The 19,202-nt window shown below is 60.0% G+C and carries 19 protein-coding genes, 1 tRNA gene and 1 pseudogene; 11 read left to right on the top strand and 10 right to left on the bottom strand.

The window, feature by feature from the left end:
• Positions 1-13 precede the first annotated feature (13 nt).
• The 7 genes from LKE65_RS03575 to LKE65_RS03545 all read right to left on the bottom strand — a co-directional run bounded on the left by LKE65_RS03575 (position 14) and on the right by LKE65_RS03545 (position 6,545).
• The gene (locus LKE65_RS03575; RefSeq protein WP_185706173.1) at positions 14-1,171 is read right to left on the bottom strand and encodes an iron-containing alcohol dehydrogenase; all 1,158 of its coding nucleotides are present in this window, start codon (positions 1,169-1,171) and stop codon (positions 14-16) included.
• Between the two features lie 70 nt (positions 1,172-1,241).
• Positions 1,242-1,853, bottom strand: coding sequence for a TetR/AcrR family transcriptional regulator (locus LKE65_RS03570; protein ID WP_185706171.1), 612 nt, complete (start codon positions 1,851-1,853; stop codon positions 1,242-1,244).
• Between the two features lie 110 nt (positions 1,854-1,963).
• Complete coding sequence (locus LKE65_RS03565; protein ID WP_185706169.1) at positions 1,964-2,974, bottom strand: zinc-dependent alcohol dehydrogenase family protein; 1,011 nt, start codon at positions 2,972-2,974, stop codon at positions 1,964-1,966.
• 50 nt (positions 2,975-3,024) lie between these two features.
• Entirely contained in the window at positions 3,025-3,693 is a 669-nt protein-coding gene (locus LKE65_RS03560; RefSeq protein WP_185706167.1) for a glutathione S-transferase family protein, read from the bottom strand.
• A 76-nt stretch (positions 3,694-3,769) separates the two neighbouring features.
• Positions 3,770-4,897, bottom strand: coding sequence for an alkene reductase (locus LKE65_RS03555; RefSeq protein ID WP_185706165.1), 1,128 nt, complete (start codon positions 4,895-4,897; stop codon positions 3,770-3,772).
• A 144-nt stretch (positions 4,898-5,041) separates the two neighbouring features.
• Positions 5,042-6,097, bottom strand: a complete 1,056-nt coding sequence (locus LKE65_RS03550; RefSeq protein ID WP_185706163.1) for an NAD(P)-dependent alcohol dehydrogenase — start codon at positions 6,095-6,097, stop codon at positions 5,042-5,044.
• Positions 6,098-6,134: 37 nt separating this feature from the next.
• Positions 6,135-6,545, bottom strand: coding sequence for an organic hydroperoxide resistance protein (locus LKE65_RS03545; RefSeq protein WP_185706161.1), 411 nt, complete (start codon positions 6,543-6,545; stop codon positions 6,135-6,137).
• A gap of 311 nt (positions 6,546-6,856) precedes the next feature.
• Here LKE65_RS03545 and LKE65_RS03540 point away from each other — a divergent pair, with 311 nt between their 5' ends.
• Both LKE65_RS03540 and LKE65_RS03535 read left to right on the top strand, forming a co-directional pair.
• Complete coding sequence (locus LKE65_RS03540) at positions 6,857-7,486, top strand: TetR/AcrR family transcriptional regulator (protein WP_185706159.1); 630 nt, start codon at positions 6,857-6,859, stop codon at positions 7,484-7,486.
• Positions 7,487-7,511: 25 nt separating this feature from the next.
• A complete protein-coding gene (locus LKE65_RS03535; RefSeq protein ID WP_185706157.1) occupies positions 7,512-8,444 on the top strand; it encodes an amidohydrolase family protein in 933 nt (310 codons plus the stop codon).
• A 39-nt stretch (positions 8,445-8,483) separates the two neighbouring features.
• Here the strand turns inward: LKE65_RS03535 and LKE65_RS03530 are convergent.
• Positions 8,484-9,637 (bottom strand): IS3 family transposase gene (locus tag LKE65_RS03530; RefSeq protein ID WP_278740474.1). Its coding sequence is split into 2 segments (ribosomal slippage): positions 8,484-9,379 and positions 9,379-9,637, totalling 1,155 coding nucleotides; the frame shifts between segments, so codons are not numbered across the junction.
• Positions 9,638-10,180: 543 nt separating this feature from the next.
• A tRNA-Gly gene (locus tag LKE65_RS03525) sits at positions 10,181-10,255 on the bottom strand.
• A gap of 181 nt (positions 10,256-10,436) precedes the next feature.
• On the opposite strand from LKE65_RS03525, the gene LKE65_RS03520 reads away from it, so the two are divergent.
• From LKE65_RS03520 to ubiM, 9 genes and pseudogenes are all read left to right on the top strand, one after another.
• Positions 10,437-12,488, top strand: coding sequence for an NAD(+) synthase (locus LKE65_RS03520; protein WP_278740473.1), 2,052 nt, complete (start codon positions 10,437-10,439; stop codon positions 12,486-12,488).
• Positions 12,489-12,546: 58 nt separating this feature from the next.
• Positions 12,547-13,143 (top strand): imidazoleglycerol-phosphate dehydratase HisB, encoded by a 597-nt coding sequence (hisB, locus tag LKE65_RS03515; protein WP_086646529.1) that lies wholly within the window; start codon positions 12,547-12,549, stop codon positions 13,141-13,143.
• 137 nt (positions 13,144-13,280) lie between these two features.
• Positions 13,281-13,937: an imidazole glycerol phosphate synthase subunit HisH gene (hisH, locus tag LKE65_RS03510; protein ID WP_253529099.1), complete on the top strand. Its 657-nt coding sequence runs from the start codon at positions 13,281-13,283 to the stop codon at positions 13,935-13,937.
• Positions 13,937-15,276, top strand: a pseudogene (hisA, locus tag LKE65_RS13510) (1-(5-phosphoribosyl)-5-[(5-phosphoribosylamino)methylideneamino]imidazole-4-carboxamide isomerase). The gene hisH and the pseudogene hisA overlap by 1 nt, the downstream one beginning before the upstream one ends.
• Positions 15,270-16,058, top strand: a complete 789-nt coding sequence (gene hisF / locus LKE65_RS03495) for an imidazole glycerol phosphate synthase subunit HisF (RefSeq protein ID WP_086646530.1) — start codon at positions 15,270-15,272, stop codon at positions 16,056-16,058. The pseudogene hisA and the gene hisF overlap by 7 nt, the downstream one beginning before the upstream one ends.
• Positions 16,055-16,537 carry a phosphoribosyl-ATP diphosphatase gene (locus LKE65_RS03490; protein WP_095349485.1) on the top strand — a complete coding sequence of 161 codons (483 nt, stop codon included), beginning with the start codon at positions 16,055-16,057 and terminating at the stop codon, positions 16,535-16,537. Before hisF ends, LKE65_RS03490 begins: the two co-directional genes overlap by 4 nt.
• Before the next feature lie 6 nt (positions 16,538-16,543).
• A complete protein-coding gene (locus tag LKE65_RS03485) occupies positions 16,544-16,918 on the top strand; it encodes a histidine triad nucleotide-binding protein (protein ID WP_086646532.1) in 375 nt (124 codons plus the stop codon).
• 40 nt (positions 16,919-16,958) lie between these two features.
• A complete protein-coding gene (locus LKE65_RS03480) occupies positions 16,959-17,540 on the top strand; it encodes a nitroreductase family protein (protein ID WP_278740468.1) in 582 nt (193 codons plus the stop codon).
• Positions 17,541-17,543: 3 nt separating this feature from the next.
• Positions 17,544-18,737: a 5-demethoxyubiquinol-8 5-hydroxylase UbiM gene (gene ubiM, locus LKE65_RS03475; RefSeq protein ID WP_278740466.1), complete on the top strand. Its 1,194-nt coding sequence runs from the start codon at positions 17,544-17,546 to the stop codon at positions 18,735-18,737.
• Here ubiM and LKE65_RS03470 read toward each other — a convergent pair.
• The gene (locus LKE65_RS03470) at positions 18,719-19,195 is read right to left on the bottom strand and encodes a DUF4186 domain-containing protein (RefSeq protein ID WP_165925743.1); all 477 of its coding nucleotides are present in this window, start codon (positions 19,193-19,195) and stop codon (positions 18,719-18,721) included. The genes ubiM and LKE65_RS03470 overlap by 19 nt on opposite strands.
• Positions 19,196-19,202: the final 7 nt, after the last annotated feature.

Below are 19,202 nucleotides of genomic sequence, written 5' to 3'. Positions count from 1 at the left end.
CTCCCGTTTCTTGTCAAAGACTGGCTTCGAGAATACGCTGACCCACCTCAGGGGTGACGTCCTTGCGCTCGCCGAGTTCGACCATGCCGTGCGCGCGAAGCTGGCCGACAAGGATCCCGATCTCGCTTGCGTCGATGCCATAGTCGGGCAGCCGGGTCTGGATCCCCATGCTTTCGAAGAAAACCCGGGTCCGATCGATCGCTGCATCGATGCGTTCGTCTTCAGAGCCTTGCGTGATGCCCCAGACGCGCTGCGCATATTGTAGCAACTTGCCATGCTTCGCAGTCCTACGAACCTGAAGGTTGGCGGGAAGGACGACGGCCAGCGTGCGTGCGTGGTCGATATTGTAGCGCGCGGTCAGTTCGTGACCGATGATGTGCGTCGACCAGTCCTGCGGCACGCCGGCGCCGATCAGCCCGTTGAGCGCGAGCGTCGCGACCCACATGAAATTTGCGCGCAGCTCGTAATCATCAGCCTTCTCCAGCAGCTTGGGGCCGATCTCGATCAGCGTTTGAAGCAGACCTTCGGCGAAGCGATCCTGGACGAGGCCGTCTGCGGGGTAGGTGAGATATTGCTCCATCACATGGGTGAAGGAATCGACGACACCGTTGGCGATCTGCCGGATCGGAAGCGTGTAGGTTTTCGTGGGATCGAGAATGGAGAATCGCGGAAACACGTGCGGGCTGGTGAAGGCGAGCTTCGCCTGGGTGGCTCTGCGCGTGACGACTGAGCCGTCGTTCATCTCCGATCCGGTCGCCGGCAAGGTGAGGACGCTGCCGAAGGGAAGAGCACTCGTCACGGTATCGCCACGAGTCTCCAGGATGTCCCAGGGCTCACCGTCATAATCGATCGCGGCGGCCACGAATTTCGTGCCGTCGATCACCGAGCCACCACCGACTGCGAGCAGGAAATCGAGTTTTTTCTCACGGACAAGGCTCACCGCCTTCATCAGCGTCTCGTAGCTGGGGTTCGGCTCGATCCCGTCGAACTGATAAACCTCCCGAGTGCCAAGTGCGGCGCGAACCTCGGCAAGCGTGCCGTTCTTCCGGGCGCTTTCGCCACCGAGCAGGATCAGCACGCGCGCATCCGAGGCGACCAGCGTGTCAAGCCTCGCGATCGTCCCCTGGCCGAAGACGATGCGCGTCGGGTTAAAAAATTCGAAGTTCAACATGACTGCACTCCATATTAGACTGGTCGTCTAAGCGATAGGCAAAAGCATGTGATCGTCAGGAGGAAATGACCTACGTCGCCTGGTTGATCCCGAGTGTGCGCTGGCTGGCGGCAAGCGCGCTCAACAATGGTTCGGCATTGCGTGCGATCTTGGCGAGCAAGCTGGCACCAAGCCACGTTTGATAAAGCGTTTCTGCGGTCTCCTGAGGTTCCCCGGCGATCGTGACCGAACCATCAGCCAGGCCACGTTCGATCGTCCGAGCGAGCCGTCCAATAACGGCCGACGTGCCACGCAGCAGGACTTTGCGCATTGTCTCGGACAGATCCGACACTTCGGCGCCGAGCTTTACCGCAAGGCACTTGCCCTCCGGATCGCAACTGGCCTGGGTGTCCACCCATTTTTGCCAGTAAACCATCAGACGCTCACCCTCACTAAGTCCAGGGCGCTGCAGCATGGCGTCGAGATCCTCAAGGTAGGTCTCGAAATAGCTCTCTAGCAGCGCCTCACCAAAGGCATCCTTTGATTCGAAATAATGATAAAAGGACCCCTTCGGAACACCAGCCGCTGCAAGAATTTCGTTCAAGCCGACGGCCGCATACCCCTTGCCACTGATGATGATTTGGGCGGTGTCGAGAATCTCCTGTCGGACGTCGCGGGCGAGTGTAGTTTGCGGTGTGGACATGATTCACATCATATATATGAAGTTAGACCAGTCGTCTAGTGGCGGCGAAGTGTTCGCCGGGCATGGGCGCCACAAGGGAAAAGCGATAGCCTGAGGCTGCTTCGATTGGCTCACCACTCCACACAGATCTTGCCAAAATGGGCGCCGCTGGCCTGGTAGTGAAAGGCGTCGCCGAGCTGATCCAGGGTGAAGCTGCGATCTAGAATTGGGCGCATGTCGTTCTGGTTCAGCGCAACAATGTAATCCTGCTGCTGTCGCCGGCTCCCCACAATAAGTCCCTGCAAGCGCGCCTGCTTGGCCATCAACACTGCTGTTGGTATCTCTCCCTGCCGACCGGTGAGAACACCGATCAGTGCGATATGACCGCCCACCCGAACTGCCGTGATCGAGTGCGCCAAAGTCCCAGGGCCGCCGACCTCGACAACATGATCCACGCCACCGCCGGTGAGATCGCGCACTTTTTTTCCCCAATCGGGGGTCTGCCGGTAGTTGATCACATGATCCGCGCCGAGCGCCTGGATTCGTTCGAGCTTCTCGTCGGACGATGATGTGGCGATGACCGCCGCTCCCATCGTCTTGGCGATCTGCAGAGCCGCGATCGACACGCCGCCAGTGCCGAGGACAAGGACCGTCTCTCCGGCCCTGATTGAGCCATCGACGACAAGAGCGCGCCACGCGGTGAGCCCAGCCGTTGTGATCGTCGCGGTCTCCGCATGGCTCCAGCCACTCGGTGCGTGGGTGAACGCAGTCGCTGCCCTCACGGCATATCCGACCGCGAAACCGTCAATGCCGTCACCCGGTGTGCCGGCGAAGTTGCCTACCCCTCCCCAAGGCAGTCCGTCCGACCACTGCGGGAAGAAGCAGGAAACGACCCGATCCCCCGCCTTGAACTCCGTCACCCCTTCCCCCACCGCTTCGACAACACCGGCGCCGTCCGACATTAGGATACGTCCATCGCTGGTCGGAATGCCTCCATTGGCAACCAACAGGTCATGGAAATTGAGCGAGGTCGCGTGCACGGCAACGCGAATCTGACCAGGGCCAGGCTGCCCTGGATCGGCGATCTCCCGGATCTCAATCCGATCGATACCACCGGGGCTTGCCAGAATAGCAGCTCTCATTACTTCTTCCCTTCGTCGTTATGTTGAGTGGGCGTTAGGTAATAGACTTTCTATATTATTGATGAGGGCTTATTGCTCGCAGCCAGCAGAGGCTGCATTTCAGGATCCGCCTTGGCCATCGCCCGCTGGTATCCTGGACGGTCGCCGATCCTCGCGAGATATCGAAGGATATTTGGATAAGGTGAGAGATCTTTCGGAAAGAAAACCCGCATTGTGGTTAATGGGAACAGCATAATGATATCGGCTGCCGTAAAATCATCACCGGCGAGATACGGCGCCTGTCCCAGTTTTGCTTCAAGCAAATCATAGGCAATCGGCAGGCGCTTCATAAGATTGTCAAGAACTCCATGACTTCCATCATAGCCTATGCCGTTCAAGATCATGCCGATCATCTCCATCGGCATAACGGTCCCGTTCGCATAGTTGAACCAGAAGAGATAATCCGGATAGGCGTCGCTTTCGGGTCCGACAGCCAGCCTTCCGTCTCCATGGCGGTGAATGATATAGTCGATGATGGCACAGGATTCCGCCAATACAACGTCCCCGTCCTTGATTACGGGAGCCATTCCCGTGGGATGCAGCGCCTTGTACGCGGTAGGGGCCAGACGGGTGACGGGATCTCGGTCGAAGCGGACAAGATCGTATGGAATTTCCAATTCCTCGCACAACCAGACGATGCGTTCAGATTGAGAAACTCCCAAATGATAGACGGTCAGCATGGATATCTTCCTCACCCTTCTGTAGATGCCCCAAAAGAGCATCTACAGAGCCTGCTTTCTCGATCCAATGATGGCGTCAGACAGCTAGATTAGCCGTCTGGTAGCGCGGAAAATCCGTATAGCCTTTGGCGCCGCCACCATAATATACGCTGCTGTCACCCTGCGAGATCGGCCAGCCGTTGCGGAACCGTTCGACGAGATCGGGGTTGGCGATAAAGGGCCGCCCAAATGAAGTCGCGGTTGCATAACCGTCTTCAAGCAGTGTTTCCGCGCTGTCCGCAGTTAGGCCGCCATTGGCGATGTAGGCGCCATTCCAGAAAGCACGAAGGCGATGGAATACGGCCCGCTGCTCCCGGCTGGGCGCTTGACCCGGCTCCATCTGGATATTGGCGAACGGGAACTCCTCGACCATGTGCAGATAAGCCAACCCGAGAGGGTCGAGCTGCTCGATGAGAGTGCCGAAGGTATTTTCCGGGTCACTGTCGCCCATATCGCCATAGGTGCCGAACGGCGACAGGCGGATGCCGATGTGCCCGGCATCCCACGCCTCACTAGCGGCTGCCGCGATTTCCAGCGCGAAACGCGCGCGATTTTTCGCCGTGCCGCCATATTCATCGGACCGATGATTGGTCCGGTCCCTGATGAACTGATCGATCAGGTAACCATTGGCCCCGTGAATTTCCACGCCATCGAACCCGGCTCGTCGAGCATTGGCTACGCTTTTGGCGAAATCGGCGGCCACTTCGCGGATGCCAGCGCGATCCAGCGCTACAGGAGGCGCACACGGCTTCGGGCCTGAAGCGGTGAACGCAATGGAATCTGCCTGAATCGCCGAAGGTGCTACAGGTGAAGCATGATCGGGCAGCAGATCGGGATGGCTGCTGCGACCAACATGCCAAAGCTGGACGACGATTTTCCCGCCAGCAGCATGAACCGCATCAGTAACCTTGGCCCAGGCCCTTACCTGTGCATCGTCGTAGATGCCCGGCGTTCCGATATAGCCTTTGGCCATGCGGCTGATCTGCGTCGCTTCGGTGACGATCAGGCCGGCGCCAGCGCGTTGCGCGTAATAATCCGCCGCAAATTCAGAAGGAACATCGGTCGCGTCATCGGCACGGCTGCGCGTGAGGGGCGCCATGACGATCCTGTTCGCAATTACTATTTTTCCGAGTTGGGCTGGGGTGAACAGTGTTTTATGATCCATAGTGAACTCCATTTGAACCTTAATGCTGTCGACGACTACGTCAGGGACATGGGCATCAGGCGAGCCTTTCGCGTTCCGCTCGAATGATGATGGCGTGGCCGGTGAAATGCTTCGCTAGGCGCAGGCAGCGTGTCGTCTACAGGGTCAGGCCGCTGCCAGTGTTGCGTTGTCGATGACGAACCGATACTTCACATCACTGCGCACCATCCGGTCATATGCGTCGTTGATTTTCTGGATGGGGATCATCTCGATATCTGCCACGATCCCCTTTTCTGCGCAGAAATTCAGCATCTCTTGCGTTTCGGAGATACCGCCGATCAACGAACCGGCGATTTGCCGCCGCTTGAAGATCAAATGGCTGATATCGGGCGAGGGATGGGGGTGTTCCGGTACACCGACCAACGTCATCGTGCCATCGAGCTTGAGAAGATCGGTGAACGCATCGAGGCTGTGGCTTGCTGCGACGGTATTCAGAATGAAGTCGAAGCTATTGGCGTGTGCAGCCATCTCTTCGGCATTCTTTGATACGATGACGTCATCAGCTCCGAGTTCGCGTGCTGCGGCACGCTTGTTCTCCGAGGTCGTGAAGGCCACTGTGTGGGCGCCCATGGCATGGGCCAGCTTGATCCCCATATGGCCGAGCCCGCCGATCCCGACGATTCCCACTTTCTTGCCTGGCCCCGTTTTCCAGTGACGGAGCGGTGAATAGGTGGTGATGCCGGCACATAGCAACGGTGCGACGGCGGCGAGCTGTTCTCGCGGATGGCTGATTTTCAGTACGAAGCTTTCCTGGACCACAATCTGCTGGGAATAGCCGCCCATTGTATGTCCCGGAGGATCCTGGATCGGGCTGTTATAGGTATAGACCGTGCCGTTGTCGCAATATTGCTCCAACCCATGTTCGCAAGGCGCGCAGTGGCCACAGCTTCCGACCATGCAGCCGACACCAACCGTATCCCCGACTTTGAACCGGGTCACGCCGCGGCCGACGGCGCTCACGTGACCGACGATTTCATGCCCGGGAACGCAGGGCCACACTGTGTTGCCCCATTCGCCGCGCGCTTGATGAAGATCGGAATGGCAGACGCCGCAATAAGCAATATCGATCTTGACATCGCTGGCGCCGGGCTCGCGACGAACGATATCGAGTTCTGCCAGAGGAGTATTAGCCGCTAGGGCTCCATAAGCCTTTACAGTCATGTTTATGTTTCCCGAAATAGCTAGGAAGTGCCTCAGATCACGCGACGCTGGTATGTAGGCGCACGTCGACGTTGCCTCGCGTGGCGTTCGAATAGGGGCATACCTGGTGTGTCGCTTCGACCAGGGCATGCGCATCGGCTTCGCTCAGACCCTTCACCTCGACATAGAGGTCGATGTCCAGCGCGTAGCCGCCCGCCTCCGTTTGGCCGATGCCCACCTCAACGGAGGTCCTGCTACCTTCCGGGTGCAATCCCAATTGCTTGGCCGCCACCGGCAGCGCATTGTCGAAGCAGGCCGCATAGCCCATTGCGAACAGCTGCTCAGGGTTGACTCCGGCCTTGCCAGATCCCGGCATCGCCATCTCCAGCGCCAGACTGCCATCGTCTAACGCTGTGTGGCCGGATCGACCACCGGTGGATGTTGCGCGGGTTTTATAAAAGATTTTCATAACAACTGCTCCACTTTTGCTTGGTCTGCCCTGCGACCGAAATGGTTGACCGCAACGCTGGAGCACACTCGGTGCAGCCATCGCTCGGGGCGCCGAGTGTGCCGACGCTGTCGATCGCCATCCCCACATAGCTAGAATTAGACTAGTCGTCTAGTGACATTTTGAGGGCGTCTCGCTGGCCGCCGACCATGGCAATCTTGATAAGGTGCGATCTATAATATATCCTCATATGTAGATATAATTTGCGAAAGGCCGAGGAGAAGTTGGACGGGGTATCGGAACAGCGACGGCGCGGACGAAGGCGGCGCGACATGCCGGATGGGCGACTGGCGCTGATCGAGGCGGCAACATTCGCCTTCGCAGAACGCGGTTATGAGGCTGCTGACTTGCGGAGCATCGCGCGTGCCGCGGATGTTGATGCGGGGCTTGTCCGTATCCATTTTGGCGGCAAGGCTGGTCTTTGGCAGGCCTGCATGGATTCCATCATCGCGCGAAGAGCACCCCTGATCGCGGAAATCGAACGTATCACGTCTGATGCAAGCGCCACGGTGTCGGAGCGACTGACTGCCCTGATCCAGCACTATGTCGGTTTTGCCTTTGCCCACCCGGAAGTTCGCCAGTTCGTTGTTCGCCACGCTTCCGAGAACAGCGAGCGGGCGATCCTCCTCACCGAGCAGTTGGTCCGGCCGTCCTATAAGGCGAGCCTACCCCTCATTGAGGTGGGGATAGACGTCGGCATCATCCGCGTCCGTCACCCGGCGGCCTTCTTCGCGCTGCTGAACAACGCTGTGAACCAGCCACGCGCCGCCCCCATCCTGCTCCATCAACTCTCTCCAGACATCCATCCGGACAGCGCTCAGGAGTTGCTAACAGCCAGCATTCTTGAAGCTTTTCTGCATCTCCCGGCACTTTCGCAAGCAGAAACCAAGGTCACAGGCTAGCCATCACACCCAAAGGAGTTCAGTCATGACATCACCCGCACGTATTGACACCCACCAGCACCTGATCCCGCCCGCATACCGCAAGTTGCTTGATGAGCGCGGTCTGACCGCTGGCGGTTGGCCAACTCCCGATTGGAATCCACAGGCAGCTATCGCCATGATGGACAAGGAATCGATCGCAACCGGAATCCTGTCCCTGAGCGCGCCGGGCGTGCATCTGGCGAACGACGCAGAAGGCCGCACTCTGGCGCGGCAGGTGAACGAATATCACGCGGAGCTCGTCAAGGGCCGACCTGATCGCTTCGGCCAGTTCGCTTGTATCCCACTGCCGGACGTGGAGGGGGCGGTCGCGGAAGCGATTCATGCACTCGATGTGCTACACGCCGATGGCGTCGTTCTTCTGTCTAATGCCGGCGGTAAATATCTGGGAGATCCCGACTACGAACCGCTGTGGGCCGAACTCGACTCTCGCTCGGCTGTGATTTTCATCCACCCGACCGAGCCGCCGATCCAGATGCTCAAGGGCTTGCCGAGCCCGTTGCTCGATTATCCGTTCGATACCACGCGCACTGCGATCCACATGGTCGCCAACGGAGTCATGAGCCGACACAAACGGATCAAGGTGATTCTGTCACATGGCGGAGGTTTTCTTCCCTATGCTGCCTATCGCTTCGTCGGCGCGGCGCAGTTCAATCCCAGCACGACGCCCGAGGGTATCATGGCGGACATGAAGCGCTTCTATTTCGATACCGCGCTGTCCTCGACCCCGGCCGCGCTGCCGTCGCTGCTGGCCTTCGCAGATCCGACACATATCACCTTCGGGAGCGACTTTCCCTTTGCACCATCAAGTCACCAATTCAACGCCGCCTTGGATGCCTATCCGCTGGATGAGAACCAGCGCTACGCGATCAACCGGGGCAATGCGGAGAAGCTGTTCCCTCGCCTGACGGCTTCCTGAAATTCAACGTATTTGACCTGCCCCCCGTCAGTCCCTCGATCATAACGAGAGTCCAGCGGTTAAATACGATGTGCCCTGCGCCTGCACAAGCGCGTCGGGCGTGACGGTTTCATTCTGCTCGAACGCTCGACGCGCTTGTGCAGGCGCCCGGTTTCCCAACGATGAGTGAGGCCGGACATGGTTGTAATCGTAACGCCAGATGGCCAGCTTCCGGCGGGCGTCAGCCAGGCTGTCGAACAGTTCCTCATTGAGGAATTCATCGCGCAGAGAGCCGTTGAAGCTCTCGATGAACCCGTTCTGCTGGGGCTTGCCCGGATCGATGTAGTGCCACTCGATCTCATTTTTGGCCGCCCATTCCAGGATCGCACGACTGGTAAATTCGGTCCCATTGTCGCTGACAATGCAAGCCGGTTTGCCATAGAGCCGCACCAATGTGTCGAGTTCGCGCGCCACCCGGGCACCAGAGATGCTGGTATCCGCCACCAGGCACAGGTTCTCCCGGCAACAGTCATCATTGATCGCCAGAATCCGGAACTTGCGCGATGCGCCGAAGGTGTCGGACACGAAGTCCATCGACCAGCGAGCGCCCGGAGCCAGCGGCACGGGCAGCGGCGTGCGGCTGCCCCGCGCCCGTTTGCGTCCGCGACGCCGGCGCACTGACAAGCCTTCCTCCCGATAGAGCCGGTAGAGCTTCTTGTGGTTCATGGTCATCCCCTGGCGTTCGAGCATGATGCCGATCCGCCGGTAGCCAAACCGGCGGCGCTTGCCCGCAACCTCCTTCATGGCGTCACGGATGGCGCTATGGTCAGGCGAGCGTTCGCGCCGAACCGTTTTGGGATCGACACCAATCAGCCCGCAGGCCCGGCGTTGCGAGATCTCATAGTCCCGCAACACCCGCAGCACCGCGTCCCGCCGCTGGACCGGTGTCGTCAGACTTTTCCCAGCAAATCCTTCAGGATGACGTTGTCGAGCATACTGTCGGCCAGCAGGCGCTTGAGCTTGCCGTTCTCATCCTCAAGCTGCCGCAGGCGGCGGGTATCGGATACTTCCAATCCGCCGTATTTGGCCTTCAGCTTGTAGAACGTCGCCGTGCTCAGTCCGTGCTTGCGGCAAACATCCACAGTCGGCAGCCCGGCCTCCTGCTCCTTGATCATCCCGATAATCTGCGCCTCGGTGAAACGGCTCTTCCTCATGCGGCTGCTCCTTCTCGTGGACAGACTCTACATCAGAATGAGGGATCTTTCGGGGGGCAGGTCAACCTCATTTCCCTGAGCAAATGCCACGCTCCAAACTGTGGAGACCATCCCAGCGGCCAGATGCGCGGCGGGATCATCGTGCGGACGATTGGCTGCGCCAGCGAGGACAATGGCTAAAGCAGCGAACCTAACCCCGCCGGCGAACCCCGCTCGACACCGCCTCCAGGGGGCGGCATCATTTCGGAATCCGGGGGCGACTATTTCTCGGAACAGGGGGGCGGCATCATTTCGGAATTGGGGGGCGGCTTCCCTCGGAATCTACAGGCTTCCGCCTTCGGAGGGCAGCGGAGATCAATAGGACCAGAACAGCCCTCGTGCGCCTTCCCATGAGGCGTCACCCACACCAAAAGTACGCCATGACGTCCCACAGTGCTCTTTTGGGCGCTGACAACCTGCTGACAATAGGCCTCTATGGAGGCGTTGTCAGCAAAAACGGTCCCGAAGGACCGTCTTTATCGACCTGATTTTCAAGAGAAAATCTGGAGCGGGCGAAGGGATTCGAACCCTCGACCCCAACCTTGGCAAGGTTGTGCTCTACCCCTGAGCTACGCCCGCATTGGATGGCCTTCTTTTATGGGGGAGCGCTCAATTGTGCAAGAGGGAAAATGCAAAAAAGGCGCTTTTTTTTCATGCAACTGCACGCATCTGTCATGGAGCAGCGCTTTGCCAGCCCTTGGCGGTCGGTTTGCCTGCCTGCTAGACAGGACAGTGCTCCTCGCAGCAAGGAAGGAAAGCCGTGACCACGTCCTTATTCCGATCTCTGTACCATCAGGGATTTGTGCGCGTGGCGGCCTGCACGGCGCCCGTCACTCTTGCAGACCCGTATGCCAACAAGGACCAGATTCTGGCCACGGCCCGCACCTGCGCCCAGCAGGGTGCAGGCTTGTGCGTTTTCCCAGAACTCGGGCTGAGCGGCTATTCCATCGAGGACCTGCTCCAGCACAGCACGCTCCAGCGTGGGGTGGAAAACGCACTGGTGGAGCTGGCGCAGGCAACGGTGGATCTGCTGCCCGTGCTGGTGGTTGGGGCTCCTCTGGCCCACAGGAACAGCCTGTATAATTGCGCTGTGGTGCTGCACCGGGACCGTATTCTTGGCGTGGTGCCTAAAAGTTACCTGCCCAATTACCGCGAGTTCTACGAAAAACGGCACTTTGCTCCGGGTGCTGCCGTGCGGGGGCAGAGTATGCGCCTCGGTGGGCAGGATGTTCCCTTTGGTGTGGACCTGCTGTTTACCGCCCAGGATGTGCCGGGTTTTTGCCTTGGTGTGGAAATCTGTGAGGATATGTGGGTCCCCAATCCACCCTCCACAGCGCAGGCCATGGCCGGTGCCACCGTGCTGGCCAACCTGTCTGCAAGCGATATTACCGTGGGCAAGGCCCGTACCCGCAGTTTGCTCTGCCTTTCCCAGTCTGCGCGGTGTGTGGCGGCCTACCTGTATGCCGCGGCGGGCGAGGGCGAATCCACCACGGATCTGGCATGGGATGGCCAGACCGCCATTTTTGAAAATGGTGTGCTGCTGGCCGAAAGTGAGCGTTTTCCCACAGGCGCACAGGCCGTTGTGGCGGATATTGACCTTACATTGCTCCGCCATGAGCGCGCACAGGTTGGCTCCTTTGCCGACTGCGCCGCCATGGCTGGCCCGGCCCAAGCCCTCTGGCGTTCTATAGGGTTTACGCTGGCTCCTCCGGTCTCTGACCTGGGTCTGCTGCGCCCGCTCTCCCGTTTTCCCTTTGTGCCAGCGGACCCGGCACGGCTGGAGCAGGATTGTTTTGAAGCCTTTACCATTCAGGTTTCGGCTCTCAAGCAGCGGCTTAAAAGCTGCCGGGCTGCGGGCATGGTTATTGGCGTATCTGGCGGGTTGGATTCCACCCATGCTCTGCTGGTGGCGGTACGCACGGCGGACGAACTGGGTTGGCCCCGCACGGCCATACGGGGCTACACCATGCCCGGCTTTGGCACCACGGAGCAGACACTGGCCAGCGCGCATGCCTTGATGGAGCATCTGGGCATCACGCAGGCAACGCTGGACATCCGGCCTGCCGCAACCCTTATGCTCCAGACCATGGACCACCCCTTTGCCAGAGGGGAGCCTGTGCATGACATTACGTTTGAAAATGTGCAGGCCGGGCTGCGCACGGATTTTCTGTTCCGTCTGGCCAACCAGCACAACGGTATTGTTATTGGCACGGGTGATCTGTCGGAGCTGGCGCTGGGGTGGTGTACCTACGGCGTGGGGGACCAGATGGCGCATTACAACGTGAATGCTGGCCTGCCCAAAACCCTTATCCAGCACCTTATCCGCTGGTGCATTGCCTCGGGGCATTTCCCGGCGGATGTTTGCGCCGTGCTGCGCACCGTGCTGGCAACCGAGATTTCCCCCGAACTGATCCCCGCAACGGCGGGTGCCAGCCAGAGCACGGAAGACACAATCGGGCCATATGCCCTGCATGACTTCACGCTTTATTACGTGCTGCGCCACGGCTTTGGTCCCGCGCGCATTGCCTTTATGGCTGAACAGGTCTGGCGTGATGCCGGGCAAGGCGCCTGGCCGCCGGGCTTTATGCCGCATGACCACAAAAGCTACGGCCTGCCGGTTATTCGCAAATGGCTGAAGGTCTTTATGTTCCGGTTTTTTACCACCAGCCAGTTCAAGCGCTCGGCCATGCCCAATGGCCCCAAGGTCATGGCGGGGGGGAGCCTCTCCCCCCGTGGGGACTGGCGCGCCCCATCCGATGGCAACGCAACCCTGTGGCTGAAGGAGCTGGAAGAGCATGTGCCCGAAGCCTGAAATACCGCCCAGTCGGCGGAATGGCATTGTGCCCGGTCTTGGGCTATAAGCTGGGACCATGACAACATCGCGCCACGCCACAGTTCACCGCGTTACCAGCGAAACCGATATTGCCATTGCCCTGACTCTGGACGGGACTGGCAAGGCTCGGGTTGAAACCGGTATCGGCTTTTTTGACCACATGCTGACCGCCCTGGCCAAGCATGGCCTGTTTGATCTGGATATAACGGTCAAGGGTGACCTGCATATAGATGGCCACCATACGGTGGAGGATACGGGCATTGCCCTGGGGCAGGCCATGCGGCAGGCGCTGGGCGACAAGCGCGGCGTGCGCCGGTTTGGCTCGGCCCTTGTACCGCTGGACGAAGCGTTGTGCGAGGCAGTGGTCGATCTTTCTGGCCGTCCGTTCCTGACGTTTGAGGCCACCTTTGACCGGGACCGTATTGGCGAACTGGATACGGAACTGGTGGAAGAGTTTTTTCGGGCGTTTGCCATGTCCGCCATGCTCACCCTGCACCTGAACCAGCGGGCCGGTAAAAACTGCCACCATATTGCCGAGGCAGCGTTCAAGGCTCTTGCCCGCGCACTCCGTATGGCAGTAGAGCCGGACCCGCGCGCCCTTGGGGCCATTCCGTCGACCAAAGGCGTCCTGTAAACCAACCGGCGGCGGGTGTGATTCCGCCATGTTCTGGCCAGAACATGGTCCCGCCCCAACAGACAACCAGCCGTGTTTTTTGCCCCGGTGCGGGGGAGTGGCACGGTTTTCCGCACGATCAGAACCAGGAGGGTTTTATGGCCCAGCCTCTCTCCATTGCTGTTGTCGATTACGAAGGGGGCAATCTGGCCTCTGCCGCCCGGGCCGCCCAGCGTGCTGCCGAGCTTTCCGGCCTTGACGCTTCGGTGATCATTACCAACGAACCGGGCGAGGTCCGGCGCGCGGACCGTATTATCCTGCCCGGTCAGGGCGCATTTGCGGACTGCGCGCAGGGGCTTGAGGCCATTGCGGGTTTAAAGGACGCCATTTTGCAGGCTGTAGCAAAAGGCACGCCGTTTTTGGGAATCTGCGTTGGCATGCAGCTTATGGCCGAACGCGGGCTTGAGCATGGTGTAACCGAAGGTTTTGGCTGGATTGCGGGGGAAATCGCCCCCATGGAAGCCCCCGGTCTGCGCCTGCCGCAAATGGGCTGGAATGAGCTGGAACTCCACCAGTCCCACCCGCTGACCCAGGGGCTGGGCCCAGCCCCGCACGGCTATTTTGTCCACTCCTACGCCCTGCGCAACACCACGGATGACGTGCTGCTGGCCAGTGCGGATTACGGCGGCAGCGTGCCAGCCATTGTCTGCCGCAATAACGTGGCAGGCACACAGTTTCACGTGGAAAAAAGCCAGACTGTAGGGCTGAAGATTCTTGCGAACTTTTTAGCATGGCAACCGGAAGCGACGTTCTGATGTCCCGCGTAACCCGCGTCCAGCGCATTCTGTCGCTGGAGGAAGATGACCTTCAGGCTTTGTGCGAGTCCGTGGATGCCGCCATTCTGGATGGCGGCGGGTTTGGCTGGTTGCAGCCACAGGGCCGGCAGGTGCTTGAGCGTTATTTCCGCGGTCTGCTGCTGGTGCCCGAGCGCATGCTGTTCGCCATCCGGCTGGATGGGGTTATTGTTGGCGGGGCCCAGCTTATTCGCGCTCCCCGCAATAACGAATTGCAGGCCATGTGCATTACCCTTGCCCACCTGTTTGTTGCACCGTACGCGCGCAGGCAGGGGTTGGGGGCCGCCTTGTTGCAGGAGGTGGAAAACGCCGCACGCAACATGGGCTTCCGGGTGCTGAATGTGGATGTGTTGCAGACACAGACCGCAGCCATTGCTCTATTTGAAAAGACTGGGTTCCACATATGGGGCAAACACCCGTTTTACGCCCGGGTGGGGGATGAGCTTGTATCGGGGCTGTTCCTTACCAAATGCCTCGATGATACCCTGCCTTTACAGTCCACCAAGACCCGTAACGAACAAGAAGCCAGCCACACGCCATGACCACATCCACGCCCTCCCGCCCGCTGACCCTCTACCCCGCCATTGACCTGAAAGATGGCGCGTGTGTGCGCCTGCGGCGTGGGGAAATGGACGACGCAACCGTTTATTCCGACAACCCCGGCGCACAGGCCACGGCATGGCAGGATGCAGGGTTTGAATGGCTGCATGTGGTGGACCTGAACGGCGCATTTGCCGGGACATCGGCCAACACACAGGCTGTACGCTCCATTCTGGACGCCGCCCATGTGCCGGTCCAGCTTGGCGGTGGCCTGCGGGACATGGCCGCCATTGCCGCATGGCTGGAGGCGGGGATTACCCGCGTTATTCTGGGTTCGGTCGCGGTCAAGAACCCCGCTCTGGTGCGCGAGGCCTGCCGTGCCTTCCCCGGCCGTATTGTGGCCGGGATTGACGCGCGCTCCGGTCTGGTGGCGACCGAGGGCTGGGCAGAAGTGTCGGACATGCAAGCAACCGACCTTGCCCTGCGGATGCAGGATGCAGGGGTTGGCGCAATCATCTTTACCGAAATCAGCCGGGACGGCATGCTCGAAGGGCTGGATATTGAGCAGACCGTAGCGCTGGCCAACACCGTATCCATTCCCGTTATTGCCAGCGGGGGGGTGGGCAGCCTTGACCACCTTGCAGCCCTGCGCGTGGCGGCTAACACCACACCGGGCATAGAAGGTGTTATTGTTGGCCGCGCGCTGTATGATGGCCGCGTATCACCCTCACAAGCCCTGCGAGTGCTGAGCGGATGCTGAAGCTACGCGTTATTCCCTGTCTGGACGTAAAAAATGGCCGGGTGGTCAAGGGCGTCAACTTTGTTGCCCTGCGTGATGCGGGCGACCCGGTCGAGCAGGCTGCGGTGTACGATGCTGCCGGGGCTGATGAACTGACTTTTCTGGACATCACCGCCAGCCACGAAAACCGGGATACCATTCTGGACGTGGTGAGTCGTACTGCAGAAAAAATCTTCCTGCCCCTGACCGTGGGCGGGGGGGTGCGCACCACGGACGACATGCGCCGCCTGCTGCTGGCCGGGGCAGACAAATGCGCCATGAACTCCGCCGCCGTGACCCGCCCCGAACTGATTAGCGAGGCCGCGCGCAAGTTTGGCAGCCAGTGTGTTGTGGTTGCGGTGGATGCCCGCCAGACCGCACCGGGCACGTGGGAGGTCTTTACCCATGGTGGCCGCACCCCAACGGGCATTAACGCCATAGACTGGTGCAAACAGGCTGCCGAGCGCGGCGCGGGTGAAATCCTGCTGACATCCATGGACCGTGATGGCACGGGCAGCGGGTTTGATCTGGACCTGCTGCGCGCGGCAACACAGGCTGTGCGCCTGCCTATTGTGGCCTCTGGTGGTGTTGGCACGCTCGACCATTTTGTGGAAGGTGCCCGGGCCGGGGCAACAGGGTTGCTGGCGGCCAGTGTTTTCCATTTTGGGCAGTTTACCGTCTCTCAGGTCAAACAGGCTTTGACCCAGGCCGGACTGCCGGTTCGCCCTTCCCCCGCTCCTTTTCAGGTCAGTCAGACGTCATGATCAAAAAAGCTCCGTCAAAAGCCACTGCCAAAGCCGAGACAAAAACCGTCAAGGCTAAAAAAACCAAGGTGGCAGAAACTCAGGAACTCCCTCCTCTGTCCGATGGGGCAGATGCTTCCGTGCTCAACCGGTTGTATGACGTTGTGCAAAGCCGCAAGAACGCGGACCCCGCAGTAAGCCATTCGGCCCGCCTGCTCTCACGCGGTACCTACAAGATCGCGCAGAAGTTTGGTGAGGAAGCGGTGGAATGCCTGATCGAAGCCGTGGCAGGCCGCACCAACCTGCTGGTGGGGGAAAGTGCCGATGTGCTGTACCACCTGATTGTCATGTGGGTGAATGCAGGCATTACGCCAGATGAGGTCTGGGCCGAACTGGCCCGGCGTGAAGGCACAAGCGGCATTGCCGAAAAAGCCTCCCGCCCCAAAGTATCCCTGCCCCCATCCGGCGCAACCGCATCAGACGCAACAAAACAGGACTGACCGACCATGGCTGTGACCGGCAAAGGCCCTTACGACCAGCAGAACATTTTTGCGAAAATCCTGCGTGGTGAGATTCCGTGCAAACCCGTTTTTGAAAACGACTGGGTGCTGGCCTTTGAGGACATTGCCCCCAAAGCTCCCGTGCATGTGCTGATTATTCCCAAAAAGCCGTATGTCTCCTTCATGGATTTCAGCAAGACCGCTCCGGCGGAAGAAATCGCCGGGGTCATGCGCGCTGCCGGGCAGATTGCCCATACTCTGGGGCTGGAAGAAAACGGCTACCGGCTGATTACCAACGCAGGCACCAATTCGGGGCAGGAAGTCCCGCATTTTCATCTGCACCTCATGGGGGGTGGCCCGCTTCCGGCGTTCCCACAATAACACGGCTTAACGCCCCCTTTTGCAACAAAGGCACCAGACCATGACGCCTATGGACATGCTTCTCTCCCGCGCCTCTACCGACCGGCTGCAGGACCCGGCTCCTTCGCCCGAGCAGTTGATGGCTATTCTGGGCACGGCCATGCGCGCACCCGACCATGGTCGCCTTCAGCCATGGCGTTATGTTGTGATCGAGGGGCAGGACCGCCCCGCTCTGGCCGAGCGCATTGTGGCCAGCATGGCGCGCGTGGAGCCAGAAGCCCCCGCTGCCAAAATTGAAAAACGTCGCACCCGTTTTGCCACCATGCCCATGATTATTGCCCTGGGCATGCACCTGCAGCCCGAGCATAAAATTCCGCTCTGGGAGCAGGAAATGTGCGTGGCCGCAGGGGCCATGAACATTCTCAACGCCCTGTATGCAACGGGTTTTGGGGGCGTATGGGTTTCCGGTGCACTGGTGGAGGACGCCGCTCTGGCGGCCGAGCTGGGGTTAAGTCGGCTGGCGGGCTTTTTGTTTGTGGGTACGCCGGACGGCGCACAGCATACACCCAAGCGGGCCGACCCCGGCCTGTTTACCGCGCGCTGGCACGGCCAGCCCGTAACCTTTGGCGCAGACAAGGACTAACCCATGTCCGACATACAGCAGACAGATGTTGCCGTTATTGGTGGTGGTCCGGTCGGGCTGGCCACGGCTCTTCTTATGGCGCGTGGTGGTCTTTCGGTAACCGTTCTGGAGCGCGCTCCGCTTGATACATGGTCCGAACCCGGATTTGACGGGCGCGAAATTGCCCTGACCCACCACTCTGTCCGTCTGCTTGAACAGACCGGCGCGTGGGCCCATATTCCGCAGGCGGTTGTTTGCCCGCTCAAGGAAGCACGGATTGAAACCGGCAGTTTCCGGCACCCGCTCACGTTTGACACGCGGGGCGAAGGGGTGGATGCGCTGGGCTGGCTGGTTTCCAACAACCAGATCCGTCGCGGCCTGTTTGCTGCGGCACAGCATATGCCTAATATTACCCTCCAGCCCGGCACGGCGGTGCAGACCATCCGGCAGGGGCAGGATTACGCGGCGGTTCACCACACGGGCGGGCAGGTGAATGCAAAGCTGGTTGTCGGGGCGGACGGGCGTTTTTCTCCCACCCGGCAGCGCGCGGGCATTGGCGCAATTGTGCATGATTTTGGCAAGTCCATGATGGTCTGCCGCATGGCGCACGAATCCCCCCACCATAATGTTGCGCTCCAGTGGTTTGATGAGGGGCAGACAATCGCCCTGCTGCCCGTTAACGGCATGGCCTCCTCCCTTGTGCTGACCCTGTCCCCGCAGGAGATTGAGGCACTGGCCCATATGCCGCGTGAAGCGTTTAATGCCGAAATCATGCGTCGCGTGGGCAACCGCCTTGGGGCCATGCGGCTTGTCAGCACCCGCCACGTGTACCCGCTCAAAGGCGTTTACGCGCACAGGTTTACGGCCCGCAGGCTGGCACTGGTGGGCGATGCTGCGGTTGGCATGCACCCGATTACGGCACACGGGTTTAATCTGGGCCTGAAGGGGCAGGACATACTGGCCCGGCAGGTGCTGGCAGCCGTTGCGAATAATGGGGATGCAGGCAACCCCGCGGCCCTGCGCGCATTTGAGCGCCAGCACCGTAAGGCAACGGCGCTACTGTTTGCGGGCACAAACGGGATTGCCTCGCTCTACACCCATGACGGCCCACCCTTCCGCCAGATTCGTGAAGGGTGCCTGCGTATGGCAGACAGGTTCTCCCCTTTCAAAAAGGCAGTGACATCCTTGTTAATGGACCGTCAGCCCTCTACTCCCTGAGCCGGAGGGCGGACAGGTTTACGGGTTTTGCGGGCTGGTTGTGGTGTGTCTGGCCGCGCCAGCTCCCCAGCCAGCCAGTGGGCCAGCACGCTGAGAATATAGTCCTGTTCCGCTTCATTCAGCTGGCGGCCGGATGGCAGCGCATGCCATTTGGCCAGACATGAGCGGCAGCATGTTCCCGTGGCATGCTGGGCTACAAAAACCGGGTGCCCCTTCCACGGTGTCTGCCGTCCATCTTTGAGCGGTGCGGCGGGTGCCAGGCGGCGGGCAATGAAGTCCTGCCCATGCTCGAGCACCAGCGGCAAACCTTTTTCCCGCAGATACGCCATATCCTGCGCATTGAGATGAAAACGTTGTCTGAACGTGGAGCGCGCCAGTTTTTCCCACAACTCTGGTGGCACCACAGCTTGTGGTGCTACAGTCCGGCGCGGGAAGAGGTCATCCTGAAAAAAAGTCATACCCTGC

Source organism: Acetobacter fabarum (assembly GCF_022483405.1).
In the GTDB taxonomy this organism is placed as follows: domain Bacteria; phylum Pseudomonadota; class Alphaproteobacteria; order Acetobacterales; family Acetobacteraceae; genus Acetobacter; species Acetobacter fabarum.
This window is presented reverse-complemented; position numbering and strand designations above follow the sequence as displayed.

What these genes read in the sequence shown, in the direction of transcription:
- LKE65_RS03575 (WP_185706173.1), bottom strand. Translation starts at nt 1,171, where the DNA reads ATGTTGAACTTCGAATTTTTTAACCCGACGCGCATCGTCTTCGGCCAG.
- LKE65_RS03570 (WP_185706171.1), bottom strand. Translation starts at nt 1,853, where the DNA reads ATGTCCACACCGCAAACTACACTCGCCCGCGACGTCCGACAGGAGATT.
- LKE65_RS03565 (WP_185706169.1), bottom strand. Translation starts at nt 2,974, where the DNA reads ATGAGAGCTGCTATTCTGGCAAGCCCCGGTGGTATCGATCGGATTGAG.
- LKE65_RS03560 (WP_185706167.1), bottom strand. Translation starts at nt 3,693, where the DNA reads ATGCTGACCGTCTATCATTTGGGAGTTTCTCAATCTGAACGCATCGTC.
- LKE65_RS03555 (WP_185706165.1), bottom strand. Translation starts at nt 4,897, where the DNA reads ATGGATCATAAAACACTGTTCACCCCAGCCCAACTCGGAAAAATAGTA.
- LKE65_RS03550 (WP_185706163.1), bottom strand. Translation starts at nt 6,097, where the DNA reads ATGACTGTAAAGGCTTATGGAGCCCTAGCGGCTAATACTCCTCTGGCA.
- LKE65_RS03545 (WP_185706161.1), bottom strand. Translation starts at nt 6,545, where the DNA reads ATGAAAATCTTTTATAAAACCCGCGCAACATCCACCGGTGGTCGATCC.
- LKE65_RS03540 (WP_185706159.1), top strand. Translation starts at nt 6,857, where the DNA reads ATGCCGGATGGGCGACTGGCGCTGATCGAGGCGGCAACATTCGCCTTC.
- LKE65_RS03535 (WP_185706157.1), top strand. Translation starts at nt 7,512, where the DNA reads ATGACATCACCCGCACGTATTGACACCCACCAGCACCTGATCCCGCCC.
- hisB (WP_086646529.1), top strand. Translation starts at nt 12,547, where the DNA reads ATGACAACATCGCGCCACGCCACAGTTCACCGCGTTACCAGCGAAACC.
- hisH (WP_253529099.1), top strand. Translation starts at nt 13,281, where the DNA reads ATGGCCCAGCCTCTCTCCATTGCTGTTGTCGATTACGAAGGGGGCAAT.
- hisF (WP_086646530.1), top strand. Translation starts at nt 15,270, where the DNA reads ATGCTGAAGCTACGCGTTATTCCCTGTCTGGACGTAAAAAATGGCCGG.
- LKE65_RS03490 (WP_095349485.1), top strand. Translation starts at nt 16,055, where the DNA reads ATGATCAAAAAAGCTCCGTCAAAAGCCACTGCCAAAGCCGAGACAAAA.
- LKE65_RS03485 (WP_086646532.1), top strand. Translation starts at nt 16,544, where the DNA reads ATGGCTGTGACCGGCAAAGGCCCTTACGACCAGCAGAACATTTTTGCG.
- LKE65_RS03480 (WP_278740468.1), top strand. Translation starts at nt 16,959, where the DNA reads ATGACGCCTATGGACATGCTTCTCTCCCGCGCCTCTACCGACCGGCTG.
- ubiM (WP_278740466.1), top strand. Translation starts at nt 17,544, where the DNA reads ATGTCCGACATACAGCAGACAGATGTTGCCGTTATTGGTGGTGGTCCG.
- LKE65_RS03470 (WP_165925743.1), bottom strand. Translation starts at nt 19,195, where the DNA reads ATGACTTTTTTTCAGGATGACCTCTTCCCGCGCCGGACTGTAGCACCA.